18 protein-coding genes are annotated in these 21,008 nt (G+C 72.8%); 10 read left to right on the plus strand and 8 right to left on the minus strand.

The features are described 5' to 3' along the window. Positions 1-473: 473 nt before the first annotated feature. The 5 genes from ACWDNY_RS16265 (at position 474) to folE (ending at position 6,680) form a co-directional block, all read left to right on the plus strand. Positions 474-1,604 (plus strand): zinc-dependent metalloprotease, encoded by a 1,131-nt coding sequence (locus tag ACWDNY_RS16265; protein ID WP_451646400.1) that lies wholly within the window; start codon positions 474-476, stop codon positions 1,602-1,604. A gap of 197 nt (positions 1,605-1,801) precedes the next feature. Next, on the plus strand, positions 1,802-3,067 hold the full coding sequence (gene tilS, locus ACWDNY_RS16270) for a tRNA lysidine(34) synthetase TilS (protein WP_451646401.1): 1,266 nt from the start codon (positions 1,802-1,804) through the stop codon (positions 3,065-3,067). 76 nt (positions 3,068-3,143) lie between these two features. Continuing rightward, on the plus strand, positions 3,144-3,704 hold the full coding sequence (hpt, locus tag ACWDNY_RS16275) for a hypoxanthine phosphoribosyltransferase (RefSeq protein WP_361509543.1): 561 nt from the start codon (positions 3,144-3,146) through the stop codon (positions 3,702-3,704). Positions 3,705-3,890: 186 nt separating this feature from the next. Further along, positions 3,891-5,930 (plus strand): ATP-dependent zinc metalloprotease FtsH, encoded by a 2,040-nt coding sequence (gene ftsH / locus ACWDNY_RS16280; RefSeq protein WP_451646402.1) that lies wholly within the window; start codon positions 3,891-3,893, stop codon positions 5,928-5,930. 144 nt (positions 5,931-6,074) lie between these two features. Continuing rightward, entirely contained in the window at positions 6,075-6,680 is a 606-nt protein-coding gene (gene folE, locus ACWDNY_RS16285; RefSeq protein ID WP_451646403.1) for a GTP cyclohydrolase I FolE, read from the plus strand. A gap of 61 nt (positions 6,681-6,741) precedes the next feature. Here the strand turns inward: folE and ACWDNY_RS16290 are convergent, their stop codons facing one another. The 6 genes from ACWDNY_RS16290 to ACWDNY_RS16315 form a co-directional block, all read right to left on the minus strand. Next, positions 6,742-7,230: a DUF3180 domain-containing protein gene (locus tag ACWDNY_RS16290; protein ID WP_451646404.1), complete on the minus strand. Its 489-nt coding sequence runs from the start codon at positions 7,228-7,230 to the stop codon at positions 6,742-6,744. A 74-nt stretch (positions 7,231-7,304) separates the two neighbouring features. Continuing rightward, positions 7,305-7,916 carry a 2-amino-4-hydroxy-6-hydroxymethyldihydropteridine diphosphokinase gene (gene folK, locus ACWDNY_RS16295; protein WP_451646405.1) on the minus strand — a complete coding sequence of 204 codons (612 nt, stop codon included), beginning with the start codon at positions 7,914-7,916 and terminating at the stop codon, positions 7,305-7,307. Then, on the minus strand, positions 7,913-8,272 hold the full coding sequence (folB, locus tag ACWDNY_RS16300) for a dihydroneopterin aldolase (protein ID WP_451646406.1): 360 nt from the start codon (positions 8,270-8,272) through the stop codon (positions 7,913-7,915). The genes folK and folB overlap by 4 nt, the downstream gene beginning before the upstream one ends. Positions 8,273-8,523: 251 nt before the next feature. Beyond that, on the minus strand, positions 8,524-9,027 hold the full coding sequence (locus ACWDNY_RS16305) for a nuclear transport factor 2 family protein (RefSeq protein ID WP_451646407.1): 504 nt from the start codon (positions 9,025-9,027) through the stop codon (positions 8,524-8,526). Then, positions 9,024-9,977 carry a dihydropteroate synthase gene (folP, locus tag ACWDNY_RS16310; RefSeq protein ID WP_451646408.1) on the minus strand — a complete coding sequence of 318 codons (954 nt, stop codon included), beginning with the start codon at positions 9,975-9,977 and terminating at the stop codon, positions 9,024-9,026. The genes ACWDNY_RS16305 and folP overlap by 4 nt, the downstream gene beginning before the upstream one ends. A 143-nt stretch (positions 9,978-10,120) precedes the next feature. Continuing rightward, positions 10,121-11,956: a phosphatidylglycerol lysyltransferase domain-containing protein gene (locus tag ACWDNY_RS16315; RefSeq protein WP_451646409.1), complete on the minus strand. Its 1,836-nt coding sequence runs from the start codon at positions 11,954-11,956 to the stop codon at positions 10,121-10,123. A gap of 213 nt (positions 11,957-12,169) precedes the next feature. On the opposite strand from ACWDNY_RS16315, the gene ACWDNY_RS16320 reads away from it, so the two are divergent. The 3 genes from ACWDNY_RS16320 (at position 12,170) to ACWDNY_RS16330 (ending at position 16,159) form a co-directional block, all read left to right on the plus strand. Further along, the gene (locus tag ACWDNY_RS16320; RefSeq protein ID WP_451646410.1) at positions 12,170-13,297 is read left to right on the plus strand and encodes an alpha/beta hydrolase; all 1,128 of its coding nucleotides are present in this window, start codon (positions 12,170-12,172) and stop codon (positions 13,295-13,297) included. A gap of 121 nt (positions 13,298-13,418) precedes the next feature. Beyond that, positions 13,419-14,747 (plus strand): hypothetical protein, encoded by a 1,329-nt coding sequence (locus tag ACWDNY_RS16325; RefSeq protein WP_451646411.1) that lies wholly within the window; start codon positions 13,419-13,421, stop codon positions 14,745-14,747. 260 nt (positions 14,748-15,007) lie between these two features. After that, on the plus strand, positions 15,008-16,159 hold the full coding sequence (locus ACWDNY_RS16330) for an NADH-quinone oxidoreductase subunit D (protein ID WP_451646412.1): 1,152 nt from the start codon (positions 15,008-15,010) through the stop codon (positions 16,157-16,159). 186 nt (positions 16,160-16,345) lie between these two features. Here ACWDNY_RS16330 and ACWDNY_RS16335 read toward each other — a convergent pair whose 3' ends face one another. After that, a complete protein-coding gene (locus ACWDNY_RS16335; RefSeq protein WP_451646451.1) occupies positions 16,346-17,296 on the minus strand; it encodes an SAM-dependent methyltransferase in 951 nt (316 codons plus the stop codon). Between the two features lie 398 nt (positions 17,297-17,694). Between ACWDNY_RS16335 and ACWDNY_RS16340 the strand changes: the two genes are divergently transcribed. After that, positions 17,695-18,900 carry a sensor histidine kinase gene (locus ACWDNY_RS16340; protein WP_451646413.1) on the plus strand — a complete coding sequence of 402 codons (1,206 nt, stop codon included), beginning with the start codon at positions 17,695-17,697 and terminating at the stop codon, positions 18,898-18,900. Positions 18,901-19,045: 145 nt separating this feature from the next. After that, positions 19,046-19,717, plus strand: coding sequence for a response regulator (locus tag ACWDNY_RS16345; RefSeq protein ID WP_451646414.1), 672 nt, complete (start codon positions 19,046-19,048; stop codon positions 19,715-19,717). A gap of 95 nt (positions 19,718-19,812) precedes the next feature. On the opposite strand, the gene ACWDNY_RS16350 is transcribed toward ACWDNY_RS16345, so the two are convergent. After that, complete coding sequence (locus ACWDNY_RS16350; protein WP_451646415.1) at positions 19,813-20,919, minus strand: DUF5937 family protein; 1,107 nt, start codon at positions 20,917-20,919, stop codon at positions 19,813-19,815. Positions 20,920-21,008 lie beyond the last annotated feature (89 nt).

Genomic DNA, 21,008 nt, shown 5'->3' on the forward strand with positions numbered 1-21,008 from the left:
AACCGCCGCCTGGAGATGAGCGAGCACGCCAGCGCTGCTGAGAAACCTCGTTCGCGCCGGTCCGAGGACGGGCACCCCCCGGCGCGGCCCCGCCCCACCCCCCGCCCGCACTCGCGGCCCCCCGCCCGCACCCGCGGCCCCGCACACGCGACCCCAACCTGCCCGCACCCGCGGCCCCAACCCGCCCGCACTCGCGGCCCGCCCGCACAAGCGGCCCCGCCCGCCAACCCGGCCCCGGCACACCGAACGCGCAACGCCCCCACCCACCCAGCCGAACGCACCCCCGGCAGCCCGAGCCACGCACCCCCGGCAGCCCAAGCGCGCCCCGCACCCCCGGCAGCCCAACCACCCGAAGCGCCCCCACGCCCGCCCCCGCCACCCCCCGACCCACCCCCGGCCCCGGACGAACGCACGTACCCCGAGCCGGAGGCTCACGCCTGCCCCAAGCGGCAGCGCTCACGTACCGTTGACGCATGACGAGCATCGGTGGTGCCGCATCTCCCGGGATGGTCGACTGGAATCTCGCGGTCGCGACCGCGACCCGCCTGGTACGGCCGGGCCCCGAGGTGAGCCGCGACGAGGCCCGGGCCGTGGTCGCGGAACTGCGCCGGCATGCCAAGTCCTCGGAGGAGCACGTCCGGGGCTTCACCCGTCTGGGCACCGACGAGACCCACGACACCCCCGTCCTGGTCGTCGACCGCCCCGGCTGGGTCCGCGCCAACGTCGCGGGCTTCCGCGAGATCCTCAAACCCCTGCTCGGCAAGATGCAGGAGCGACGCAGCGGAACGGCCGGCGGCGCGGTCCTCGGCACCATCGGCGGCAAGGTGACCGGCGTGGAGCTGGGCATGCTCCTGTCGTTCCTGGCCTCCCGCGTCCTCGGCCAGTACGAGACCTTCGCCCCGGCCACCGGCGACCTGCCCGCCGGCGCGAACGGCGGCGGCCGGCTCCTGCTGGTGGCGCCGAACATCGTCCACGTGGAGCGCGAGCTGGACGTCGAGCCCCACGACTTCCGCCTCTGGGTCTGCCTGCACGAGGAGACGCACCGCACACAGTTCACGGCGGTGCCCTGGCTGCGCGCCCACCTCGAGGGCGAGATCCAGTCTTTCCTCGCGGAGACCGACGTCGACCCCATGGCCGTCCTGGAGCGCATCCGGGACGCCGCGCAGTCGCTCGTCGGCGGCCGCCCCGAGGGCGAGCAGGGCGACGAGGGCCGGTCCCTGGTGGAACTGGTGCAGACGCCGGCCCAGCGGGAGATCCTCGGCCGCCTCACCGCGGTGATGTCGCTGCTGGAGGGGCACGCCGACTTCGTGATGGACGGCGTCGGCCCCGACGTGGTCGCGAGCGTCGCCGAGATCCGCGAGAAGTTCCAGCAGCGCCGTGCCAGGAGCGCCTCGCGCCTGGACATGGCCCTGCGCAAGCTGCTGGGCCTGGACGCCAAGCTGCGCCAGTACCGCGACGGCGAGCGGTTCGTCCGCGCGGTCGTCGACGAGGTGGGCATGGACGGCTTCAACCGTGTGTGGACCTCGCCGAACACCCTCCCCACCAAGGCGGAGATCGCCAAACCGGCGGACTGGATCGCGCGGGTGCACCGCAGGGCCGAGTAGGGGGAAGCGTGGCGACGGGGTGAATCGAATCCGGCCGATGGCAGGCGAACGCCCCGCCAATCACCCGTCCGAGGGACCGTACAGCAGGCGTAGGCGTGCGATGCTCGGGGCACCGGCCCGTTTCTGTCACCATCTACGTACCGAGAGTGACCGATATCGGGCTCACCCCCCGAAGACTTCCGTGAAGGGAACCGGACATGGGTCCCCATCCTGCGGTCGCGGCGATACGCCTGGCGGTACGCCGCGTCCTCCACGACATCCTCATCGAGCGGACCACCGTCCCGGGCGGCACCGAGCCGTCCGACGCGTCCGCCGTCCCCCGTGCGTTCTCGATGTCGGAGCCCGCCCGCGGCGAGCCCGGCGCCCGCGCGGTACGCCCGCGTGACGGACGCGTCCACGACGCACACGCGCGCGACACGAGCCCGCTCAGCGCACCCCCACACGACGCAAGCCCGCACAACGCACGCGCCCACGACACGGCCCCGCCCCCCAGCCCGTCGCCGCCGCTCGTCCTCGTCGCCTGCTCCGGCGGCGCCGACTCCATGGCGCTCGCCTCCGCCCTCGCGTTCGAGGCGCCCAAGCTCGGCGTCCGCGCCGGCGGCGTCACCGTCGACCACGGCCTGCAGCCCGGCTCCGGCCTGCGCGCCGAAGAGGTCGCCCTGCGCCTGCGCGAACTCGGCCTCGACCCGGTCGAGGCCGTCGCCGTGACCGTAGGCAGCACCTCCGAGAAAGCGGCGCACGGCGCTTCCTACACCGGCGGCGCCGGACGGCGCGTGGGCCCGGAGGCCGCCGCCCGCGACGCCCGCTACGCCGCCCTCGACGCCGCCGCCGAACGCCACGGTGCCGCCGCCGTCCTGCTCGGCCACACCCGGGACGACCAGGCGGAAACCGTCCTGCTGGGCCTCGCCCGGGGCTCCGGCATCCGCTCCCTGTCCGGGATGGCCGCGGTCTCGGGGGCCGGCGGCCGTTACCGGCGTCCCTTCCTGCACCTCGACCGGCAGACCGCGCGCAAGGCGTGCATGGTCCAGTCCCTCCCCGTCTGGGACGACCCCCACAACGCCGACCCCGCCTACACCCGCTCCCGGCTCCGCCACGAAGGCCTGCCCGCGCTGGAGAAGGCGCTCGGCAAGGGCGTCGTCGAGGCCCTCGCCCGCACCGCCCAGCTCTCCCGCGACGACGCCGACGCGCTCGACGCCTGGGCCCGCCAGGCCGAGTCCGCCGTCGTCGACGCGGCCGGCGGCCTCGAGTGCGCCAAGCTGTACGCCCTGCCGCCCGCCGTACGCCGCCGCATCCTGCGCCGGGCCGCCATCGAGGCCGGCGCCCCGGCCGGTTCCCTGTTCGCCCGCCACATCGAGGAAGTCGACCGGCTGATCACCGGCTGGCGCGGTCAGGGAGCCATCAACCTCCCCGGCAAGGTCGTCGTCCAGCGGCAGGGTGGCAGACTGGTGATTCGGCAAGGCTGAGAAGCCTCCCCCCGGGGAGGCGGCGGGTCCGTCCTCCCCGGGCGGGACCGGACAGCCGGTAGGACGACCGAAAGTGATGCGGGTGGACGCGAAAGACATGGGTGCCGACCTCCAGCGGGTGCTCATCACCAAGGAAGAGATCGACGCGAAGCTGGCCGAGCTGGCCGCGAAGATCGACGCGGAGTACGCAGGCAAGGACCTGCTGATCGTCGGTGTTCTCAAGGGCGCGGTGATGGTCATGGCCGACCTCGCCCGGGCGCTGTCCACCCCCGTCACCATGGACTGGATGGCCGTGTCCTCCTACGGCGCGGGCACCCAGTCCTCCGGCGTGGTGCGGATCCTGAAGGACCTCGACACCGACATCAAGGGCAAGCACGTCCTGATCGTCGAGGACATCATCGACTCCGGGCTGACCCTGTCCTGGCTGATCTCCAACCTCGGCTCGCGCGAGCCGGCGTCGCTCAAGGTGTGCACGCTGCTGCGCAAGCCCGAGGCCGCCAAGGTCGCCATCGACGTGGAGTGGGTCGGCTTCGACATCCCCAACGAGTTCGTCGTCGGCTACGGCCTCGACTACGCCGAGAAGTACCGCAACCTGCCGTTCGTCGGCACGCTCGCGCCCCACGTCTACGGCGGCTGAACCCCGAGGGGCCGAGCCCCGAGCGGTGATCGGGAACCCTCGCGGGTCCCGCGCCGTTGAAGCATGCAGACGGGAATCCCAGCCGGCCCGTACCGCTTCGGGTGACAATGCTGGGGTACCGTCAGAAGAACTGTCTTTATCAAACTAACTGTGGCAGGAGGGACGGGGCGGCACCGCTCCGTATGGATGGACGTGAAGCGATACTTCCGTGGGCCGGTCATGTGGATCGTGCTGGCCGTCCTTGCCGTGGTCGTGTTGATGCAGGTCGTCGGCTCGTCCGGCGGCTACAAGACGGTGGACACCGGCCAGGTCGTTGCGGCGATCAATGACAACAGGGTCGAGTCGGCCAAGCTCACCACCGGTGACGAGCAGACCGTGAAGGTCGAGCTCAAGGACGGTGTGAAGGTCAACGGCAGCTCGAAGATCCAGGCGAGCTACATCGGCGACCAGGGCGTGACCATCGCCAACACGCTGCAGGACAAGTACCAGAACAAGCAGATCCCGAAGGGCTACACGGTCTCGCCGTCCAAGCAGAACCCGTTCCTCGGCGTCCTGCTCTCCCTTCTGCCCTTCGTCCTCATCGTGGTCGTCTTCCTGTTCCTGATGAACCAGATGCAGGGCGGCGGCTCCCGGGTGATGAACTTCGGGAAGTCCAAGGCCAAGCTCATCACCAAGGACACCCCGAAGACGACGTTCACGGACGTCGCCGGCGCGGACGAGGCCGTCGAGGAGCTCCACGAGATCAAGGAGTTCCTGCAGGAGCCGGCCAAGTTCCAGGCCGTCGGTGCCAAGATCCCCAAGGGTGTGCTGCTGTACGGCCCGCCCGGCACCGGCAAGACGCTGCTCGCGCGTGCCGTGGCGGGCGAGGCGGGCGTCCCGTTCTACTCGATCTCCGGTTCCGACTTCGTCGAGATGTTCGTCGGTGTCGGTGCCTCCCGGGTCCGTGACCTGTTCGAGCAGGCCAAGGCGAACGCCCCGGCCATCGTCTTCGTCGACGAGATCGACGCCGTCGGCCGTCACCGCGGCGCCGGCCTCGGCGGCGGTCATGACGAGCGCGAGCAGACGCTGAACCAGCTGCTCGTCGAGATGGACGGCTTCGACGTCAAGGGCGGCGTCATCCTGATCGCCGCCACCAACCGGCCCGACATCCTCGACCCGGCCCTTCTGCGTCCCGGCCGCTTCGACCGCCAGATCGCGGTCGACCGCCCCGACATGCAGGGCCGTCTGGAGATCCTCAAGGTCCACCAGAAGGGCAAGCCGGTCGCGCCCGACGTCGACCTGGCCGCCGTCGCCCGCCGCACCCCCGGCTTCACCGGCGCGGACCTGTCGAACGTGCTCAACGAGGCGGCGCTGCTCACGGCCCGCAGCGACAAGAAGCTGATCGACAACCACATGCTGGACGAGGCGATCGACCGTGTGGTCGCGGGCCCGCAGAAGCGGACCCGGATCATGTCGGACAAGGAGAAGAAGATCACCGCGTACCACGAGGGCGGACACGCCCTGGTCGCGGCGGCCTCGCCGAACTCCGACCCGGTACACAAGATCACCATCCTGTCGCGCGGCCGGGCCCTCGGCTACACCATGGTCCTGCCGGACGAGGACAAGTACTCCACCACGCGCAACGAGATGCTCGACCAGCTCGCCTACATGCTGGGCGGCCGCGCGGCCGAGGAACTGGTCTTCCACGACCCGACCACGGGCGCCGCGAACGACATCGAGAAGGCCACCGCCACGGCCCGCGCGATGGTCACGCAGTACGGCATGACCGAGCGTCTGGGCGCCATCAAGTTCGGCGGCGACAACACCGAGCCGTTCCTCGGCCGTGAGATGGCGCACCAGCGCGACTACTCGGAAGAGGTCGCCGCGCTGGTGGACGAGGAAGTCAAGAAGCTCATCGAGAACGCGCACAACGAGGCCTGGGAGATCCTGGTCGAGAACCGCGACATCCTCGACAACCTCGTTCTCGCGCTGCTGGAGAAGGAGACCCTGGGCAAGGAGGAGATCGCCGAGATCTTCGCCTCCGTGGTCAAGCGCCCGCCGCGGCCCGCGTGGACCGGCTCCTCGCGGCGCACCCCGTCCACCCGCCCGCCGGTGCTCTCCCCGAAGGAGCTGGCGCTGACCAACGGTGCGAACGGCGCGACGCCGGCGATCAGCACCGTCAAGTCGACGGCGACGGAGTCCGCCCCGGCACCGGAGCAGTCCGCGGAGGACCGCCGGGACAACTGACCCGTCTGCTCACCCGGTGGGCACACCGGGCCCGGAATGGATGCCGCGCCCCCCAGGTTCTAGCCTGGGGGGCGCGGCTTTCGCATGTCCGCGAGGAAGACGCGTGCCCTCCACGCGGTACCCACAGGAACGAGGCACCAGAAGATGACCGACCCCGTGACGCTGGACGGTGAGGGCTCGATCGGCGAGTTCGACGAGAAGCGCGCCGAGAACGCCATACGGGAACTCCTGATCGCGGTCGGCGAGGACCCGGACCGCGAGGGCCTCCAGGAGACACCGGCCCGGGTGGCACGCGCCTACAAGGAGATCTTCGCCGGACTGTGGCAGCAGCCCCGGGACGTCCTGACGACGACGTTCGACATCGGGCACGACGAGATGGTGCTCGTGAAGGACATCGAGGTGTACAGCACCTGTGAGCACCACCTGGTGCCCTTCAGGGGTGTCGCCCACGTCGGGTACATTCCGTCGGCGAGCGGGAAGATCACCGGGCTGTCCAAGCTGGCCCGGCTGGTGGACGTCTACGCCCGCCGTCCCCAGGTACAGGAGCGCATGACCACACAGATCGCGGACTCGCTGATGGAGATCCTGGAGCCGCGGGGCGTGATCGTGGTCGTGGAGTGCGAGCACATGTGCATGTCCATGCGCGGTATCCGCAAGCCCGGCGCGAAGACCCTCACGTCCGCGGTGCGCGGTCAGCTGCGCGACGCGGCGACGCGCAACGAGGCCATGAGCCTGATCATGGCGCGCTGACGGGGCGCCGCCGCCCGGGAGCCGCGGCGCCTGGTCCGTGCGCGCCGATCGACGCGGTGGTTCACGCCGCCGGCTGGGCGTCGTCGCGGTCGTTGTCCTCGTCCTCCGGGAGCTTGCAGACGCGTTCCAGGAACAGGGCGGCCGCTATCACGGCCAGGCCGGCCAGCAGGGAGAAACCGGCGTAGACGGCCTGGTCGCGCCGGGTCGGCATGTCCAGCAGTTCCAGCAGGACGACGCCGGTGCCGCCGTACATGCCGGCGACGAGGGCGGCGACCAGGGCGCTGGCCTGGCCGAAGACGACCGCGCGGGCGGCCATCAGCGGGTCGACGGCCTTGGCCTCGGGGCGGCGCTCGCGCTGGGCCTTCAGCCGGACCCGCAGCGAGAGTGCCGTGGCCACCAGGACGGCGGCGATCAGGGCGAGGACGATGGGGGCGGCCAGGGGCACGCTGGGGAGCGTCCCCACCGAGTTCCACAGGCGTGCGCCGGCCCAGGACAGCACTCCCGCGACGACGAACACTCCGGCCAGCACCCTGATGCGCAGCTCTTTCACGTTGTCCCTTCAGCTCCCCCGGACTGTGGCTCGGCGGCCTGCCCGTCCGTCCTGTGCGGTCCTGACCTTAACGGCTATTCGGGCAGCCGGAGTTCCAGGTCCGGGCGGGCCTCCACACCTTCGCGGGTGACCTCGGCCAGCAGATCGGCCACGGCGCCGTGTCCAGGCAACTGCGCGTGCGGGTCGACGTCGTGCCAGGGGGCGAGGACGAAGGCGCGCTCGTGGGCGCGGGGGTGGGGCAGGGTGAGCCGCGGGTCGTCGGAGACGACCTCGGCGTAGGCGATGATGTCGACGTCGATGGTGCGCGGGCCCCAGCGCTCGTCGCGCACCCGGTTGAAGGCGTCCTCGACGGCGTGCGCCCGCTCCAGGAGGGAGGACGGGGGCAGGGTCGTCCTGAGGACCACCACCGCGTTGAAGTACGAGGGCTGTGTGCCGGGCTCGACGCCCCACGGCTCCGTCTCGTACACCGGCGAGACCGCCTTGATGCGGACGCCCGGCGTGTCCTCCAGGGCGTCGACGGCTCCCTGGAGGGTCTCCAGGCGATTGCCCAGGTTCGAGCCGAGGGAGAGCACGGCCCGCTTGGGGTTCTGCAGCGTGGTGTCGGCGGCGTCGACCTGCTCGACGACGGCGGCGGGTACCGGCTGGACGGTCGGGTCGCCGTGACCCCCGGTGGTGGGTCGGGTCATGCTCGGCTCCGGATGATGGTGACGGTCACGTCGTCGAAGGGGACGGTGATCGGGGCGTCCGGCTTGTGGACGCAGACCTCCACCTCGTCGACCCCCTGGTGCTTCAGGCAGACCTGGGCGATGCGCTCGGCGAGCGTCTCGATCAGGTCCACCGGGTCGCCCTCCACGACGGCGACGACCTCTTCGGCCACGATGCCGTAGTGCACGGTCTTCGCCAGGTCGTCGGCGGCCGCGGCCGGCCGGGTGTCCAGACCGAGGACGAGGTCCACGATGAACGTCTGGCCTTCCTCCCGCTCCTTGGGAAACACACCGTGGTACCCGCGGGCCTTCAGGCCGCGCAGCGTGACACGATCCACGCGAATCACTCCTGCAATCGTCGGGTGGCGGCCGGTCGCCGCCGGGTGCGGTCGGCACACCGGCCACACATGAAATCTACCTGCGGGCACCGACAGTGCCGGGCCACCGGGACACGGCCCCGACACTGTCGTCGAGGGGTCCGGTGCGCGTTTTCCCTGGGGAACGCACCTGCTTACGGGTCGGTAGCCGCCCTTACCCGCGTCCGCGTGATTCCAACCACTTCGTGGTCCGTGCGCAGCCGGCACCCCACTCAGGCGGGCGTGTCGTCGTCCTCGTCCTCGCCGTTCTCGGCCAGCACCGGGGAGGCGTGGTGGGACCACAGCTTCCAGCCGGCGCGGGTGCGCCGGAACACGTTCGTGGCGACGACGAGCTGTCCGAGGAGGGGCCCCAGCTCGTCGCCCTCGGCGGGCGCGGGCCCGCCGCTGAGGATGTTCTCGGTGCAGGTCACCAGGGCGGTGTCGCCGGTGACCGAGACGTGCACGTCGGTGAGGAAGAACTGGATGTAGTCGGTGTTCGCCATGATCAGGGCGTACGACCTGAGGACGTCGCCGCGGCCGCTGAGCACCGGCCAGCCGGGGTGCACACAGGAGATCACGCCGGTGTCGGCGGGGTCGTGGTACTCCTCGTCGACGCCGAGGTCGGCCGGCGTGAGCCAGATCGAGGTGACCAGGTCGAAGTCGCCGCTCTCCAGCGCCTCGTAGAAGGCCGTGTTCGCGGCCTCCACCTGCTCCACGTCCGTGTGCGGGGCGCTCACCGGGCTCCTTCGGTGGGTGCCGCGCCCCCGGCCCGTCCGGCCGCCCGGGTCGTCCCGGGCGTGGCGGCGGCGTCGGGCGTGGGCCCGCGGGTGCGCGCTCCTTCGAGGGCGCGGGCGACCCTTACGGCGTCCGCGGTCGCGCGCACGTCGTGCACGCGCACGGCCCAGGCGCCGGCGTCCGCGGCGAGCGCGGAGACCGCGGCCGTGGCGGCGTCGCGTTCGCGTGCGGGCGGCGGGGTGGCGCCGGGGCCGGCCAGGACGCGGCCGAGGAACCGCTTGCGGGAGGCGGCGACGAGCACGGGGTACCCGAGGTCCTGCAGCCGGCCGAGGTGGGCGAGCAGGGCGAGGTCGTGTTCGGCTCCCTTGGAGAAGCCGAGGCCGGGGTCGACGACGATGCGCTCGGGGGCGATGCCGCCCTCCAGGACGGCCGCCACGCGGGCGTGGAGCTCGTCGACGACCTCGCCGACGACGTCGGCGTACACGCCCCTGACGTTGCCGCCCTCCAGGAAGCCGCGCCAGTGCATGACGACGAAGGGGGCGCCGGCCTCCGCCACGACGGGGATCATGGCCGGGTCGGCGAGGCCGCCGCTGACGTCGTTCACGAGGGTGGCGCCGGCCGCCAGCGCCTGCTCGGCGACGGAGGCCCGCATGGTGTCGACGGAGATCGTGACGCCCTCGGAGGCCAGTTCGCGGACGACGGGGACGACCCGCCTGAGCTCCTCGGCCTCGTCGACGCGGGTGGCGCCCGGGCGGGTGGACTCGCCGCCGACGTCGATCAGGTCCGCGCCCTCCTCGACCAGGTGGAGGCCGTGCTTGACGGCGGTGGTCGTGTCGAACCAGCGACCCCCGTCGGAGAAGGAGTCGGGGGTCACGTTGACGACTCCCATGACCGCGCAGCGGTCCCATGCGGGGAGGCCCGCCACAGGGCGGCGGCCGGTCTGCTTGCTCATGTGTTCAGCGTAGGCCCCGGGCGCCGGGTGTTCTCCCGCGGGCGGGCGCGGGGCCGCCGGGGTGCGGACCCGTGTGCCGCGGGCGGGGGCGGCCCGAGCGGACGCCCCGGCCGGAGGAGGCGGGCTCCCGCTTGCCGGTCCCCTCACGCCGCGCGGGCGTCGCCTTCCGTCACCCTGTGCGCGCAGGGCCGGGCGGCGGTCGTGCGGCGGCGCAGGAAGCGCGGCAGCGGCAGGGCGAGGTCGAGGAAGCCCTCCGCCTGCATGGCGGCGAAGCCGATGCGGGGCAGGTCGGCGGAGGCGCGGTAGACCACGAAGCGCGGTTCCCAGCGGGGCTGGAACTTGGCGTTGAACTTGTACAGGGACTCGATCTGGAACCAGCGGGAGAGGAACACCAGCAGTCCGCGCCAGGCCCGCAGCACCGGCCCCGCGCCGATCTTCTCGCCGCGTGCCAGCGCCGAGCGGAACATGGCGAAGTTCAGCGAGACGCGGGCGATGCCGAACTTCGGCGCGGCCTGCAGCGCGGCGACGATCAGCAGTTCGTTCATCCCCGGGTCGGCCGAGCGGTCGCGCCGCATCAGGTCGAGCGACACCCCGTCGGTGCCCCACGGGACGAAGTGCAGGATCGCCTTCACGTCGCCGTAGGGGCCCGGTTCGGCGTCCTGCTTGTGCGCTGTGGCGATGAGGCAGTCGCCGTCGGCCGGGTCGCCGATGCGGCCGAGGGCCATGGAGAACCCGCGTTCGGTGTCGGTGCCGCGCCAGTCCTCGGCGGCGCGGCGGATCCGCTCCAGTTCCGCGTCGCCGAGGTCACGGATGCGCCGTACCCGGGTTTCGTAGCCGGCCCGCTCGATCCGCTTCACCATCTGGCGGACGTTGCGCATCGCGCGTCCGGCGAGCGAGAAATCCGCGACGTCCACCACCGCCTCGTCGCCCAGTTCCAGGGCGTCCAGGCCGGTCTCCCGGGTCCACACCTCGCCGCCGGTCTCGGAGCAGCCCATGACCGCGGGCGTCCAGGAGTGGGCCCTGGCCTCGTCCATGAAGCGCTCGATGGCGCCGGGCCAGGCCTCGACGTCGCCGATCGGGTCGCCGCTGGCGAGCATGACACCGGAGACGACGCGGTAGGTGACGGCCGCCTTGCCGCTGGGCGAGAAGACGACGGCCTTGTCGCGGCGCAGCGCGAAGTGGCCGAGGGAGTCCCGGCGGCCGTGCTTGTCCAGCAGGGCGCGCAGCCGGGCCTCGTCCTCCTCCGTCAGGCGGGCGGCCGGGTGTTCGGGGCGGAAGGCCAGGTAGGCGGTGGTGGCCGCGGTGAGCCAGCCCAGGGCGCCGAGGGAGAAGGCCACGGTCCAGGAGGTGTTGCCCTGGTAGGCGACCGGGCCCTCGAATCCCAGCAGGCCGTAGACCACGTGGGTCAGGCGGTCGGCGAGGCTCGGGTCGCCGACCACGTGGTGCGGGTGGACGCTGACGATGACCAGCCCGAGGGCGAGTGAACCGGCGCCCATGAGGACGAAGTTGGCCAGTGCCCGCCAGCGGCTGCGCGGGTCGGGCAGGGCCGCGAACTGGGCCCGGTGGACCAGCAGGGGAGCGAGCAGCGCGAGCGAGAGCAGCGCGCCCACGGCGGAGTGCCGGTAGACGAACTGTGCCGCCGCGCCGGCCGGCAGCAGGGCCACGGCCGCCCGCCAGGCCCGGCGCTTGCGGCGTTTCAGGCCGTGCGCGAGCAGCAGCAGGAGCACGCCGGCGCTCAGCGAGAGGGCGGCGGCGAACGGGCCGAAGGAGCCCGGCAGGACCTCCGCCAGGGCGTGCATACGGCTGTGCCGGAAGCGCGGGAACACGCCCGCGGCGATGTCCAGGACGCCCACGAGGGCGCAGGCCCTGCCGACCACGGCGGGGACGGCCTCGGGACGCGGGCCGCGGAGTACGCGCCGCACCCGGCTCGATCGGCTCGGAACCCCGTCCGACAATTCCCCATCTATCCTGACAGACATCGCATCCCGTAGTTCTGCGAGAGATCGTGAATCCGGTGCCGATCCGGGCATCCGGCGACATTGCGCCCTCTAGGACGGTGTCTCGGGGAGACAGGTTCGCACCCCGAAGGAAAGCCAGTTCAAAGACCGGGGAAAGCCCGGGAAAAGTCGGGGGAACCGCTCCTCCGGGGAGGGCGCCCCGGTCCGGGCGGCAAGCGCAGGCAGGAAGGGCCCATGGGTCTCACGAGCAACGAAGTGCTGGTTCTGGCGGCGCTGTGCGCGCTGCTGCTGTTCGTCGGTACGGTCTGGCTGTGGCCGCGTCTGGCGGGCGCCGGCTGGCGGCCCGTCGGCGGACGCGTCGGCATGCTGCTGGCCACCCAGGTGGCGCTCTTCGCCTGCGCGGGCCTCGCCGTCAACCAGGCTTTCGGGTTCTACGCCAGCTGGGCGGACCTGCTGGGGCGGGAGACCGACCAGGGCGTCGTCGTCGAGCACGCCGGCGGTGGTGGTTCCGGGGGACCGCTCCAGGTGATCGGCACGCAGCGGGCGGTGCGGGGCGGGCCGTCGCTGCCGCAGAGCGCGGGCCAGATCCAGAAGGTCGAGATCGTGGGCCGGACGACCCGGATCGCCACGCCCGCGCTGGTCTACCTGCCGCCGGAGTACTTCCAGCCGCAGTACCGGACGCGCACGTTCCCCGCGGCCGTCGTCCTCACCGGATATCCGGGCACCGCCCAGGCGCTCGTCGACAAACTGCACTATCCGCACACGGCCCGGGAACTCGCCAAGGACGGGCGGACGCAACCGATGATTCTCGTCATGATGCGGCCGACGGTGGCGCCGCCGCGTGACACGGAGTGCGTGGACATCCCGGGCGGTCCGCAGACCGAGTCGTTTTTCGCGAAGGACCTGCCCGAGGCGCTGCTCGCGCACTACCGGGTCGGCAGGAAGCCGGGCGGCCTGGGCGTCATCGGCGACTCCACGGGCGGTTACTGCGCACTGAAACTCGCGATGCACCATCCGCAGGTGTACGCGGCCGGAGCCGGTCTCTCCCCTTACTACAAGGCGCCGATCGATCCCACGACGGGCGACCTCTTCCATGGGAACGCGGACCTTCGAAACCGCGCCGACCTGCGGTGGTGCCTCGAACACCGGCCCGCTCCCGACACCTCGCTGCTGGTCAGCAGCAGCCGGGTCGGGGAGTCCAACTACCAGGACACGCTCGGCTTCGTGCAGCAGGTGAAGGCCACGCACCGGACCCGGATCGCCTCGATCATCCTCGACAGCGGCGGGCACAACTTCAACACCTGGCGGCGGGAGATCCCGGGGGCGTTGCAGTGGATGAGCGGACGACTGGGCGACCGCTGAAATGATCTTCCGCAATTCCCGGACGGGCGCGCACTCCTGATGAAGTGTGAAGGTTTCGGTATGGCTGTCTTTTTACGGCCGGGGCCACCATCATTTGCCTACGCGCGGTAAGTTTCTGGCCATGCCACGTGGACGTCACCGCCATTCCCCACCTTTGCACAGGCTGTTGCCTCCTTCGGCGATCGCCGGCGTCTCCCTCGTCTGCGCCCTCGGCCCATGGATGTTCACGGCTCCGTCGGTACTGCGCCCGCTCGCCGCGGTCGCGGCGGCCACCGCGGTCACCGGCGCCGTCGTCATGCGACGGTGGGACGCCCAGGCGGGCAGGCGGGTAGCCGACCTCACGCGCGCGCGTGCGAGCGACGAGTGGCGCTACGAGGAGCGGGTCGCCGAACTGGAGACCGACCTCGAGGAGTCCCGCGAGTTGCGCCTCCGTCTCGAGCACAAGCTGCGGGCCAAGCGGGCCGAGCTGGCCGGGCTGCGCAACGAGCACGCGGCCCTGCTGCGGCGCTACGCCACGGCGGAGACCGAACGCGCGAGTGCCCTGGAGGGCCGCCGCCTGCTCGAGATCGAGGCCGCGTCCGACGACCTGGCGCTGCCGCCCGGTACGTCCGGGACGGCGACGCGGGCGGAGGCCGGGGCTCCGGCTGCCGCACCGGGCACCGGCACCGCCGGCCGGGACGGCGAGGACACCGGGTCCGCGCGGAGCGCCGAGGCGCCCGAGGCTGTCGGGGACTCCGCGGCCGCCGGGGGCGTCGGCGAGGAGGCGCCGGGGACGGGCGCGGGCGTGTTCTCGTCCGAGGGGTCGCGGCTGTACCTGCGGGCCGCCGCCGCGCTGGCGCGCTTCGGCGCCGACGGGGACGCGACGGACCGGCCGGACGCCGCCGCCGACGACGCCGAGGACGCCGAGGACGGGGTCTCCGGGGACGACGACCCCGTGAGCGACGGCAGGCCGGTCGGCGAAGACGACGGGGAGCACGACGGCGGGCCCGCGACGGAGCCGGACGCCGCGACGGACGAGGTGGTGCCCGCACCGGAGCCCGAGGCCGGGGCGCGGCCGGAGGCAGCCGGCGAGCACGCGCACGCGGACGCCGCTCCCGCCGCGGGCCCGGCCGAGCCGGCCAAGCCCGCGCGGCAGCCCGCCGGGCACTTCACCGTGCCGACCGCGGTGGCCGTCGTACCGGCCGCGCCGGCGCGGCCGGTGGTCGAGGGCGGCTTCGACTTCTTCGGGACGCAGAAGGGCGCGCCGGCCGCCGCCCTGGACGCCGTCCAGAACGAGGACCTCGCCGACGTGGTGGGCCAGGAGGCACTCGCCCTGCACAAGGCCGAGTCCGAGGCGCGGTTCAAGCCGGTCGACGAGGGCGCGCGGGGCGTGGGCCAGGTCATCGACCTGACGGCGCACGACGAGACCGAGCAGATCGACGTGCACCGGTTGCGCAGCGCGGCGTCCTGACGGCCGGAGCCGATGCCCCGGCCGGGTCGGCACGGAGGAACGGCGGGCCGTCCGGGGCAAGGGCCGGCCGTCCGGATCGGTGGGGCGGTCAGGTCGTCCAGCGGTCCGGACGAGCCGTTCTCCGGCCCGTGCGGGACCGGTCCGCCTGCTGCCGCAGCGGCCGCGGGTGCGGCCCGGTCCACACCGGTTCGTCCGCCGCCCGCAGGCCGTCCCGGCTCCCCGTCTCCGCGGGGCAGGCGTACGTAGGGGAGACTGTGTGCATGACTCCTACGACGGAGACCATGGTCGGAATCGGCGGCGCCGCGGAGAGCACCGACATGGTGCTCAACATCGGGCCCCAGCACCCGTCCACGCACGGCGTGCTGCGGCTGCGGCTGGTGCTGGACGGCGAGCGCATCACCCGCGCGGAGCCGGTGATCGGCTACATGCACCGGGGCGCGGAGAAGCTGTTCGAGGCACGGGACTACCGCCAGATCATCATGCTGGCCAACCGCCACGACTGGCTGTCGGCCTTCTCCAACGAGCTGGGCGTCGTCCTCGCCGTCGAACGGATGCTCGGCATGGAGGTTCCGGAGCGCGCGGTGTGGACCCGCACGCTCCTCGCCGAGCTGAACCGGGTGCTCAACCACCTGATGTTCCTCGGCTCCTACCCGCTGGAACTCGGCGGGATCACACCGGTCTTCTACGCGTTCCGCGAGCGCGAGGTCCTCCAGAACGTCATGGAGGAGGTGTCCGGCGGCCGGATGCACTACATGTTCAACCGGGTCGGAGGCCTCAAGGAGGACCTGCCCGCCGGCTGGACCACGCGCGCGCGTGCCGCCGTCGCCGCCGTCCGCTCGCGCATGGACGTCTTCGACGACCTGGTGCTGGGCAACGAGATCTTCCGGGCACGCACACGCGGCGTGGGCGTGCTCACGCCGGAGACGGTGCACGCGTACGGCGTGAGCGGGCCGGTCGCGCGCGCCTCGGGTGTCGACTTCGACCTGCGGCGTGACGAGCCGTACCTGGCCTACGGGGAGCTCCAGGACACCCTGAAGGTGGTGCTCCGGCGGGAGGGCGACTGCCTCGCCCGCTTCGAGTGCCTGCTGGAGCAGACGCACAACGCCCTCGACCTCGCCGACGTCTGCCTCGACCGGCTGGCCGGGCTGGCCCCGGGCCCGATCAACCAGCGGCTCCCGAAGGTGCTGAAGGCGCCCGAGGGCCACACGTACGCGTGGACCGAGAATCCGCTCGGCCTCAACGGCTACTACCTGGTCAGCAAGGGTGACAAGACGCCGTACCGGCTGAAGCTGCGCTCGGCCTCGTACAACAACATCCAGGCCCTGACCGAGCTGCTGCCCGGCACACTGATCGCCGACATGGTGGCGATCCTCGGCTCGATGTTCTTCGTGGTGGGCGACATAGACAAGTAGGGCCAAGTAAGGCCAAGTAGGGCCAAGTAGGGCCAAGCAGAGCCGAGTAGGGCCGATAGGGCGAGGCGGGCCAACTGGGGCCGGGCCGAGCGGGCCTGGGCAGGCCCAAGCGGGCCGGGGGGCGCGCGGGCGGGGCCGGGCCGGTGCCGCCGTGGCGCACTCGGGGACGGACGCACGGCCGGCCGGTCAGGCGGGCAGGACGTCCGCGATGCCCACCGGCTGCAGCAGCCACCCGAAGTCGCCCAACCCGCCGGGCGCGGTCAGTTCGGCGGCCTCTCCGGCGCGCGCGAGGGCGCGTACGTAGTCCGCCGGGCGCGTGGAGGCGAGGGCGAGGGAGGGGCGCGCGCCGGTGATCCCCAGAGCGTGCAGGGCCTCGCGCTGCGTGAGCAGGCGTGCGCCGCCGCCGGGGACGCGGGCGGCGCACGCGTCCAGGGCCACATGGGCCGTGATGTCGCACGAGCCGTCCGGCACGGGCGCCGTCTCCCGCCCCTGCCGGAAGCCGGTGAGCGTGCCGAAGGGCGGCCTGGTGTGTGCCGTGTGGGCGTAGTCGACGGCGACGGCGAGGCCCCGGGCGACGCGGGCGGCCACGTCGGCCCACGCGGTGTCCCGGGGGAGGCCGATCTCCGCCCGCAGACCCGGCTCGGCCGCCGCCGCCGGCCACCAGCGCGCCAGCCACTGAGCCTCCGGCCCCGCGACCGGATCCCCGAGCCGCTCGGTGCCGTCCGGCCGGACCAGCACGAGGCGCGGCACGCCCGCGGAGTCCACCTCCGCCACCTCCACCGGCACGTTGTCCAGCCACTCGTTGGCGAACAGCAGCCCGGTGACGCCCTCGGGGGGTGCGCTCAGCCACTCGATCCGCGGGTCCAGCCCCGCGGGCCGGCCGGCGATCTCCACGGCGTACACGTGCGTGCGGGCCGCCACGTCGGCGGGCAGCGCGGCCAGCACCCCGCCGGCCAGTTCACCCCGCCCGGCTGCCATGTCCACGAAGTCGAGGGCGGCGGGCCGGCCCAGCGCCTCGTCCACCCGGCACAGCAGCCGGGCGACGGCGCCGGCGAACAACGGCGAGGCGTGCACCGACGTACGGAAGTGCCCGGCCGGCCCCTCGGGCCGCCGGTAGAAGCCGCCGGGTCCGTACAGGGCCGCCTCCGCCGCCGCCCGCCAGCCGCGCCACTGGCCCCCGGACCCGCCGGCCGGGCCGTCCGCCGCGCTGTCCGCCGTTCCGGCCTCCGGTCCGTCCGCCGTGTCGTCCACCACGCCGCCAGACTAGGGGGTGTCCGACACAGCCCGCGGTGTCGCGGCGCCCGGCACGCATGCTCGCGGCGGTGCCGAAACGTCCTGGTGGCTCCGCTACGAGGACGCTCCGGCGCCTTGCGGTCGCACGCACCGGACGCCGCTCCCCCTCCCGCGCTCGTTTGCCGGACACTCCCCAGGCGCACAGGTGATCATGGCATCCACCTTGCGGAGTACGAGGGCGGTACACGTATCGGCCCTCCGGTTGACCCCTGCGCTCATCTCGTATCCCTACGCTGGGTCACGTGCAGCGCCTCTATGACTTCCTCCGCAGGAACCCGGCATGGGTCGACGGCTTCTGGGCCCTCGTCCTGCTCGGGCTCTCCGCGGTGAGCACCTTCGGCGTCAACAGGGTGCGGGACCACCACGGATCCCTCGCCGGGGGACTGGCCGTCTGCGTGGTGCTGAGCGTGGTCGTGGCGCTGCGCCGTCGCATGCCGGAGAAGATGCTGCTGCTCGCGGTCGCGACGGGTGTGGCGCAGCTGGTGCTCGACGTCGAGACGACGCCCGCCGACTTCGCGATGCTGGTGATCATCTACACGGTCGCCGCGATCGGCGCCCGCTGGGCGTCCCGGTTCGCCCTGGTGGGCGGGTTGTGCGCGGCGACCCTGGCGCAGATCCGCTGGCCGCAGACCGGCACGAGCGTCGTGGGCCACGTCGCGATGGCCGTCTTCCAGACGGTGCCGTTCGCGCTGGCCTGGGTGCTCGGCGACTCCATGCGCACCCGCCGCGCCTACTTCGCGCAGCTGGAGGAGCGCGCCGCCCGCCTGGAGAAGGAGCGTGAGGCGCAGGCCAAGGTCGCCGTCGCCGCCGAGCGCGCCCGGATCGCACGCGAGCTGCACGACGTCGTCGCGCACAACGTGTCGGTCATGGTGGTGCAGGCCGACGGCGCCGCCTACGTCCTCGACGCCGCGCCCGACCAGGCGAGGAAGGCCCTGGAGACCATCTCCTCCACCGGCCGCCAGGCGCTGGCCGAGATGCGCCGCCTGCTGGGCGTGCTGCGCACCGGTGAGCACCAGGAGGGCGGCGAGTACGTCCCCCAGCCCGACGTCGAGCAGATCGAGGACCTCGTCGAGCAGTGCCGGGGCTCGGGACTGCCCGTCGACTTCCGGGTCGAGGGCACTGCGCGGCCGTTGCCCAGCGGCGTCGAGCTCACCGCGTACCGCATCGTGCAGGAGGCGCTGACGAACACGCGCAAGCACGGAGGCCCGAACGCGGGTGCGAGCGTGCGGCTGGTCTACTTCGACGACGGCCTCGGCCTGCTCGTCGAGGACGACGGCAAGGGCGCCCCGCACGAGCTGTACGAGGAGGGCGGCGCCGACGGACAGGGGCACGGTCTGATCGGCATGCGCGAACGGGTCGGCATGGTCGGCGGCACCCTGGACGCGGGCCCGCGTCCCGGCGGGGGCTTCCGCATCAGTGCCCTGCTGCCGCTGAAACCGGCACACTGACCACTCCGGGGAGCCGCCGCCTCCCGGCACGAGCGGCCCCGGCCCCGCCGCCACCGCTGCCCCGCACCGTCGTGGGACCGGCGGGCCCCGATGGACACCGATGGACACCCATGGACACCCGTGGACACCGATGGAAGAGGACCCGATGACGATCCGCGTGATGCTCGTCGACGACCAGGTGCTGCTGCGCACCGGGTTCCGGATGGTGCTCGCCGCCCAGCCGGACATGGAGGTCGTCGCGGAAGCGGGCGACGGCGTCGAGGCCCTCCAGGTGCTGCGCGCCACCCAGGTCGACGTGATCCTCATGGACGTGCGCATGCCGAAGCTGGACGGCGTGGAGACCACCCGCCGGATCTGCGCGGAGCCCGAACCGCCGAAGGTGCTCATCCTGACCACCTTCGACCTCGACGAGTACGCCTTCACCGGGCTGAAGGCGGGCGCCTCCGGCTTCATGCTCAAGGACGTTCCCCCGGCCGACCTGCTCGCCGCCATCCGCGCCGTGCACAGCGGTGACGCCGTCGTCGCGCCCTCCACCACCCGCCGCCTGCTCGACCGCTTCGCGCCGATGCTGCCCAGCGCGGCCAAGGAGCCCCGGCACAGCGAGCTGGACCGGCTCACCGACCGCGAACGCGAGGTCATGGTCCTCGTCGCGCAGGGCCTGTCGAACGGCGAGATCGCCGCCCGGCTGGTGCTGTCGGAGGCGACGGTGAAGACGCACGTCGGCCGCATCCTGACCAAGCTGGGCCTCCGCGACCGGGTGCAGGTGGTCGTCCTGGCCTACGAGACGGGGATCGTGCGGGCCGGCGGACACGGCTGATCCGTGCCGCGCACGCCCGTGGGGTCCGTGCGTGCCGCTGCGGATCGACGGCACGGGGCCGGCGCGGCCGAGGACACGTCCGGCGGGCCCGTCCGCTACCGCAGGAGCGCCTCGAGGAAGTCGCTGCCCAGCCGGGCCACCATCGCGACGTCCAGCTGGTGGAGCACGTACCGGCCGCGGCGCCGGGTGGTCACCAGGCCCGCCTTCTTCAGCACGCCCAGGTGCCGCGATATCTCCGGCGCCGTCATGCCGTGCATCTGGGTCAGCTCGCCGGTGGTGAAGGCGCTGCGGGCCAGGCTGCGGCACAGCCGCATCCGTACGGGATGGGACAGCGCGGTCATCCGCAGGGTCAGCTGCTCCACCGAGGGCGGGCCGGCCGGATCGGAGGCGCCGGCCGGGTAGTGCAGCACCGGCTGCCAGCCGTACCGGTGCAGCACCATCAGGTGCGGCCGGCCGAGGCTCGTCGGGACGAGCAGCAGACCGCCGTCCGCGGTGGCCGTGCGGCCCTCGCCCAGCTTGTCCACGGTGATCCGCCCGGCGGCCTCGTCCAGAGCCACCGCGGGCGACACCGCCGCCAGTGCATCGGCCAGGCCCTTGCGGCGCAGCAGTTCGGTCTTGTGGCGGGCGTCGGCCGCGAGCTGCCGGTGCAGCCGTGCCCAGGTCTCGGCGAAGAACGCCTCGTCGCAGTCCTGGAGGAACTGCCGCAGCCAGGCCCGGATGCGGGGCGGGTCGGCCAGCAGCCGCTCGCTGAAGCGCGCCTGCTGCGGCCCGCGCGCGGCGGCCAGTTCCAGCGCGCGGCGGCGCAGCGCGGTGTCGGAGAGCGGGCCGGGCCCCGGTGTGCTGTAGGGCAACGCGCAGGTGAACTCCAGTGCCGCGTCCACGAACTGCTCGTCCGTCAGCTTGTCCAGCAGGTCCAGTTCCTCCGCCAGCGTCCGGCCCGGCAGCGCGGTGCCGCCGGGCAGGCCGGCGCACGGCAGGAAGAGGTCGGAGAACGTCGTCCGCCACAGGAAGTCGGCCTCGCACATCCGGTCGGCCAGATGGCAGTCGAGCCGGGCCGTCACCGTCGTCACCCAGCCCTGGAGTCCCGGGTGGTGACCCGGCTCGGACAGCGCGTGCAGCGCCATGCCCAGCTCGGCCAGGGGCGAGGGCACGACGGTGACCCTCTCCGGCCGCAGCCCCGCGATGTCGATGCGCACGCTCATGCCCTCATGGTGCACCCCGCCACCGACAACACGGCCCCGGCAGCCGGCAGCCGGCAGCCGGCAGCGGACAGCCCTCGGGCGCCGGCCGT

This window comes from Streptomyces sp. NPDC003697 (genome assembly GCF_053587115.1).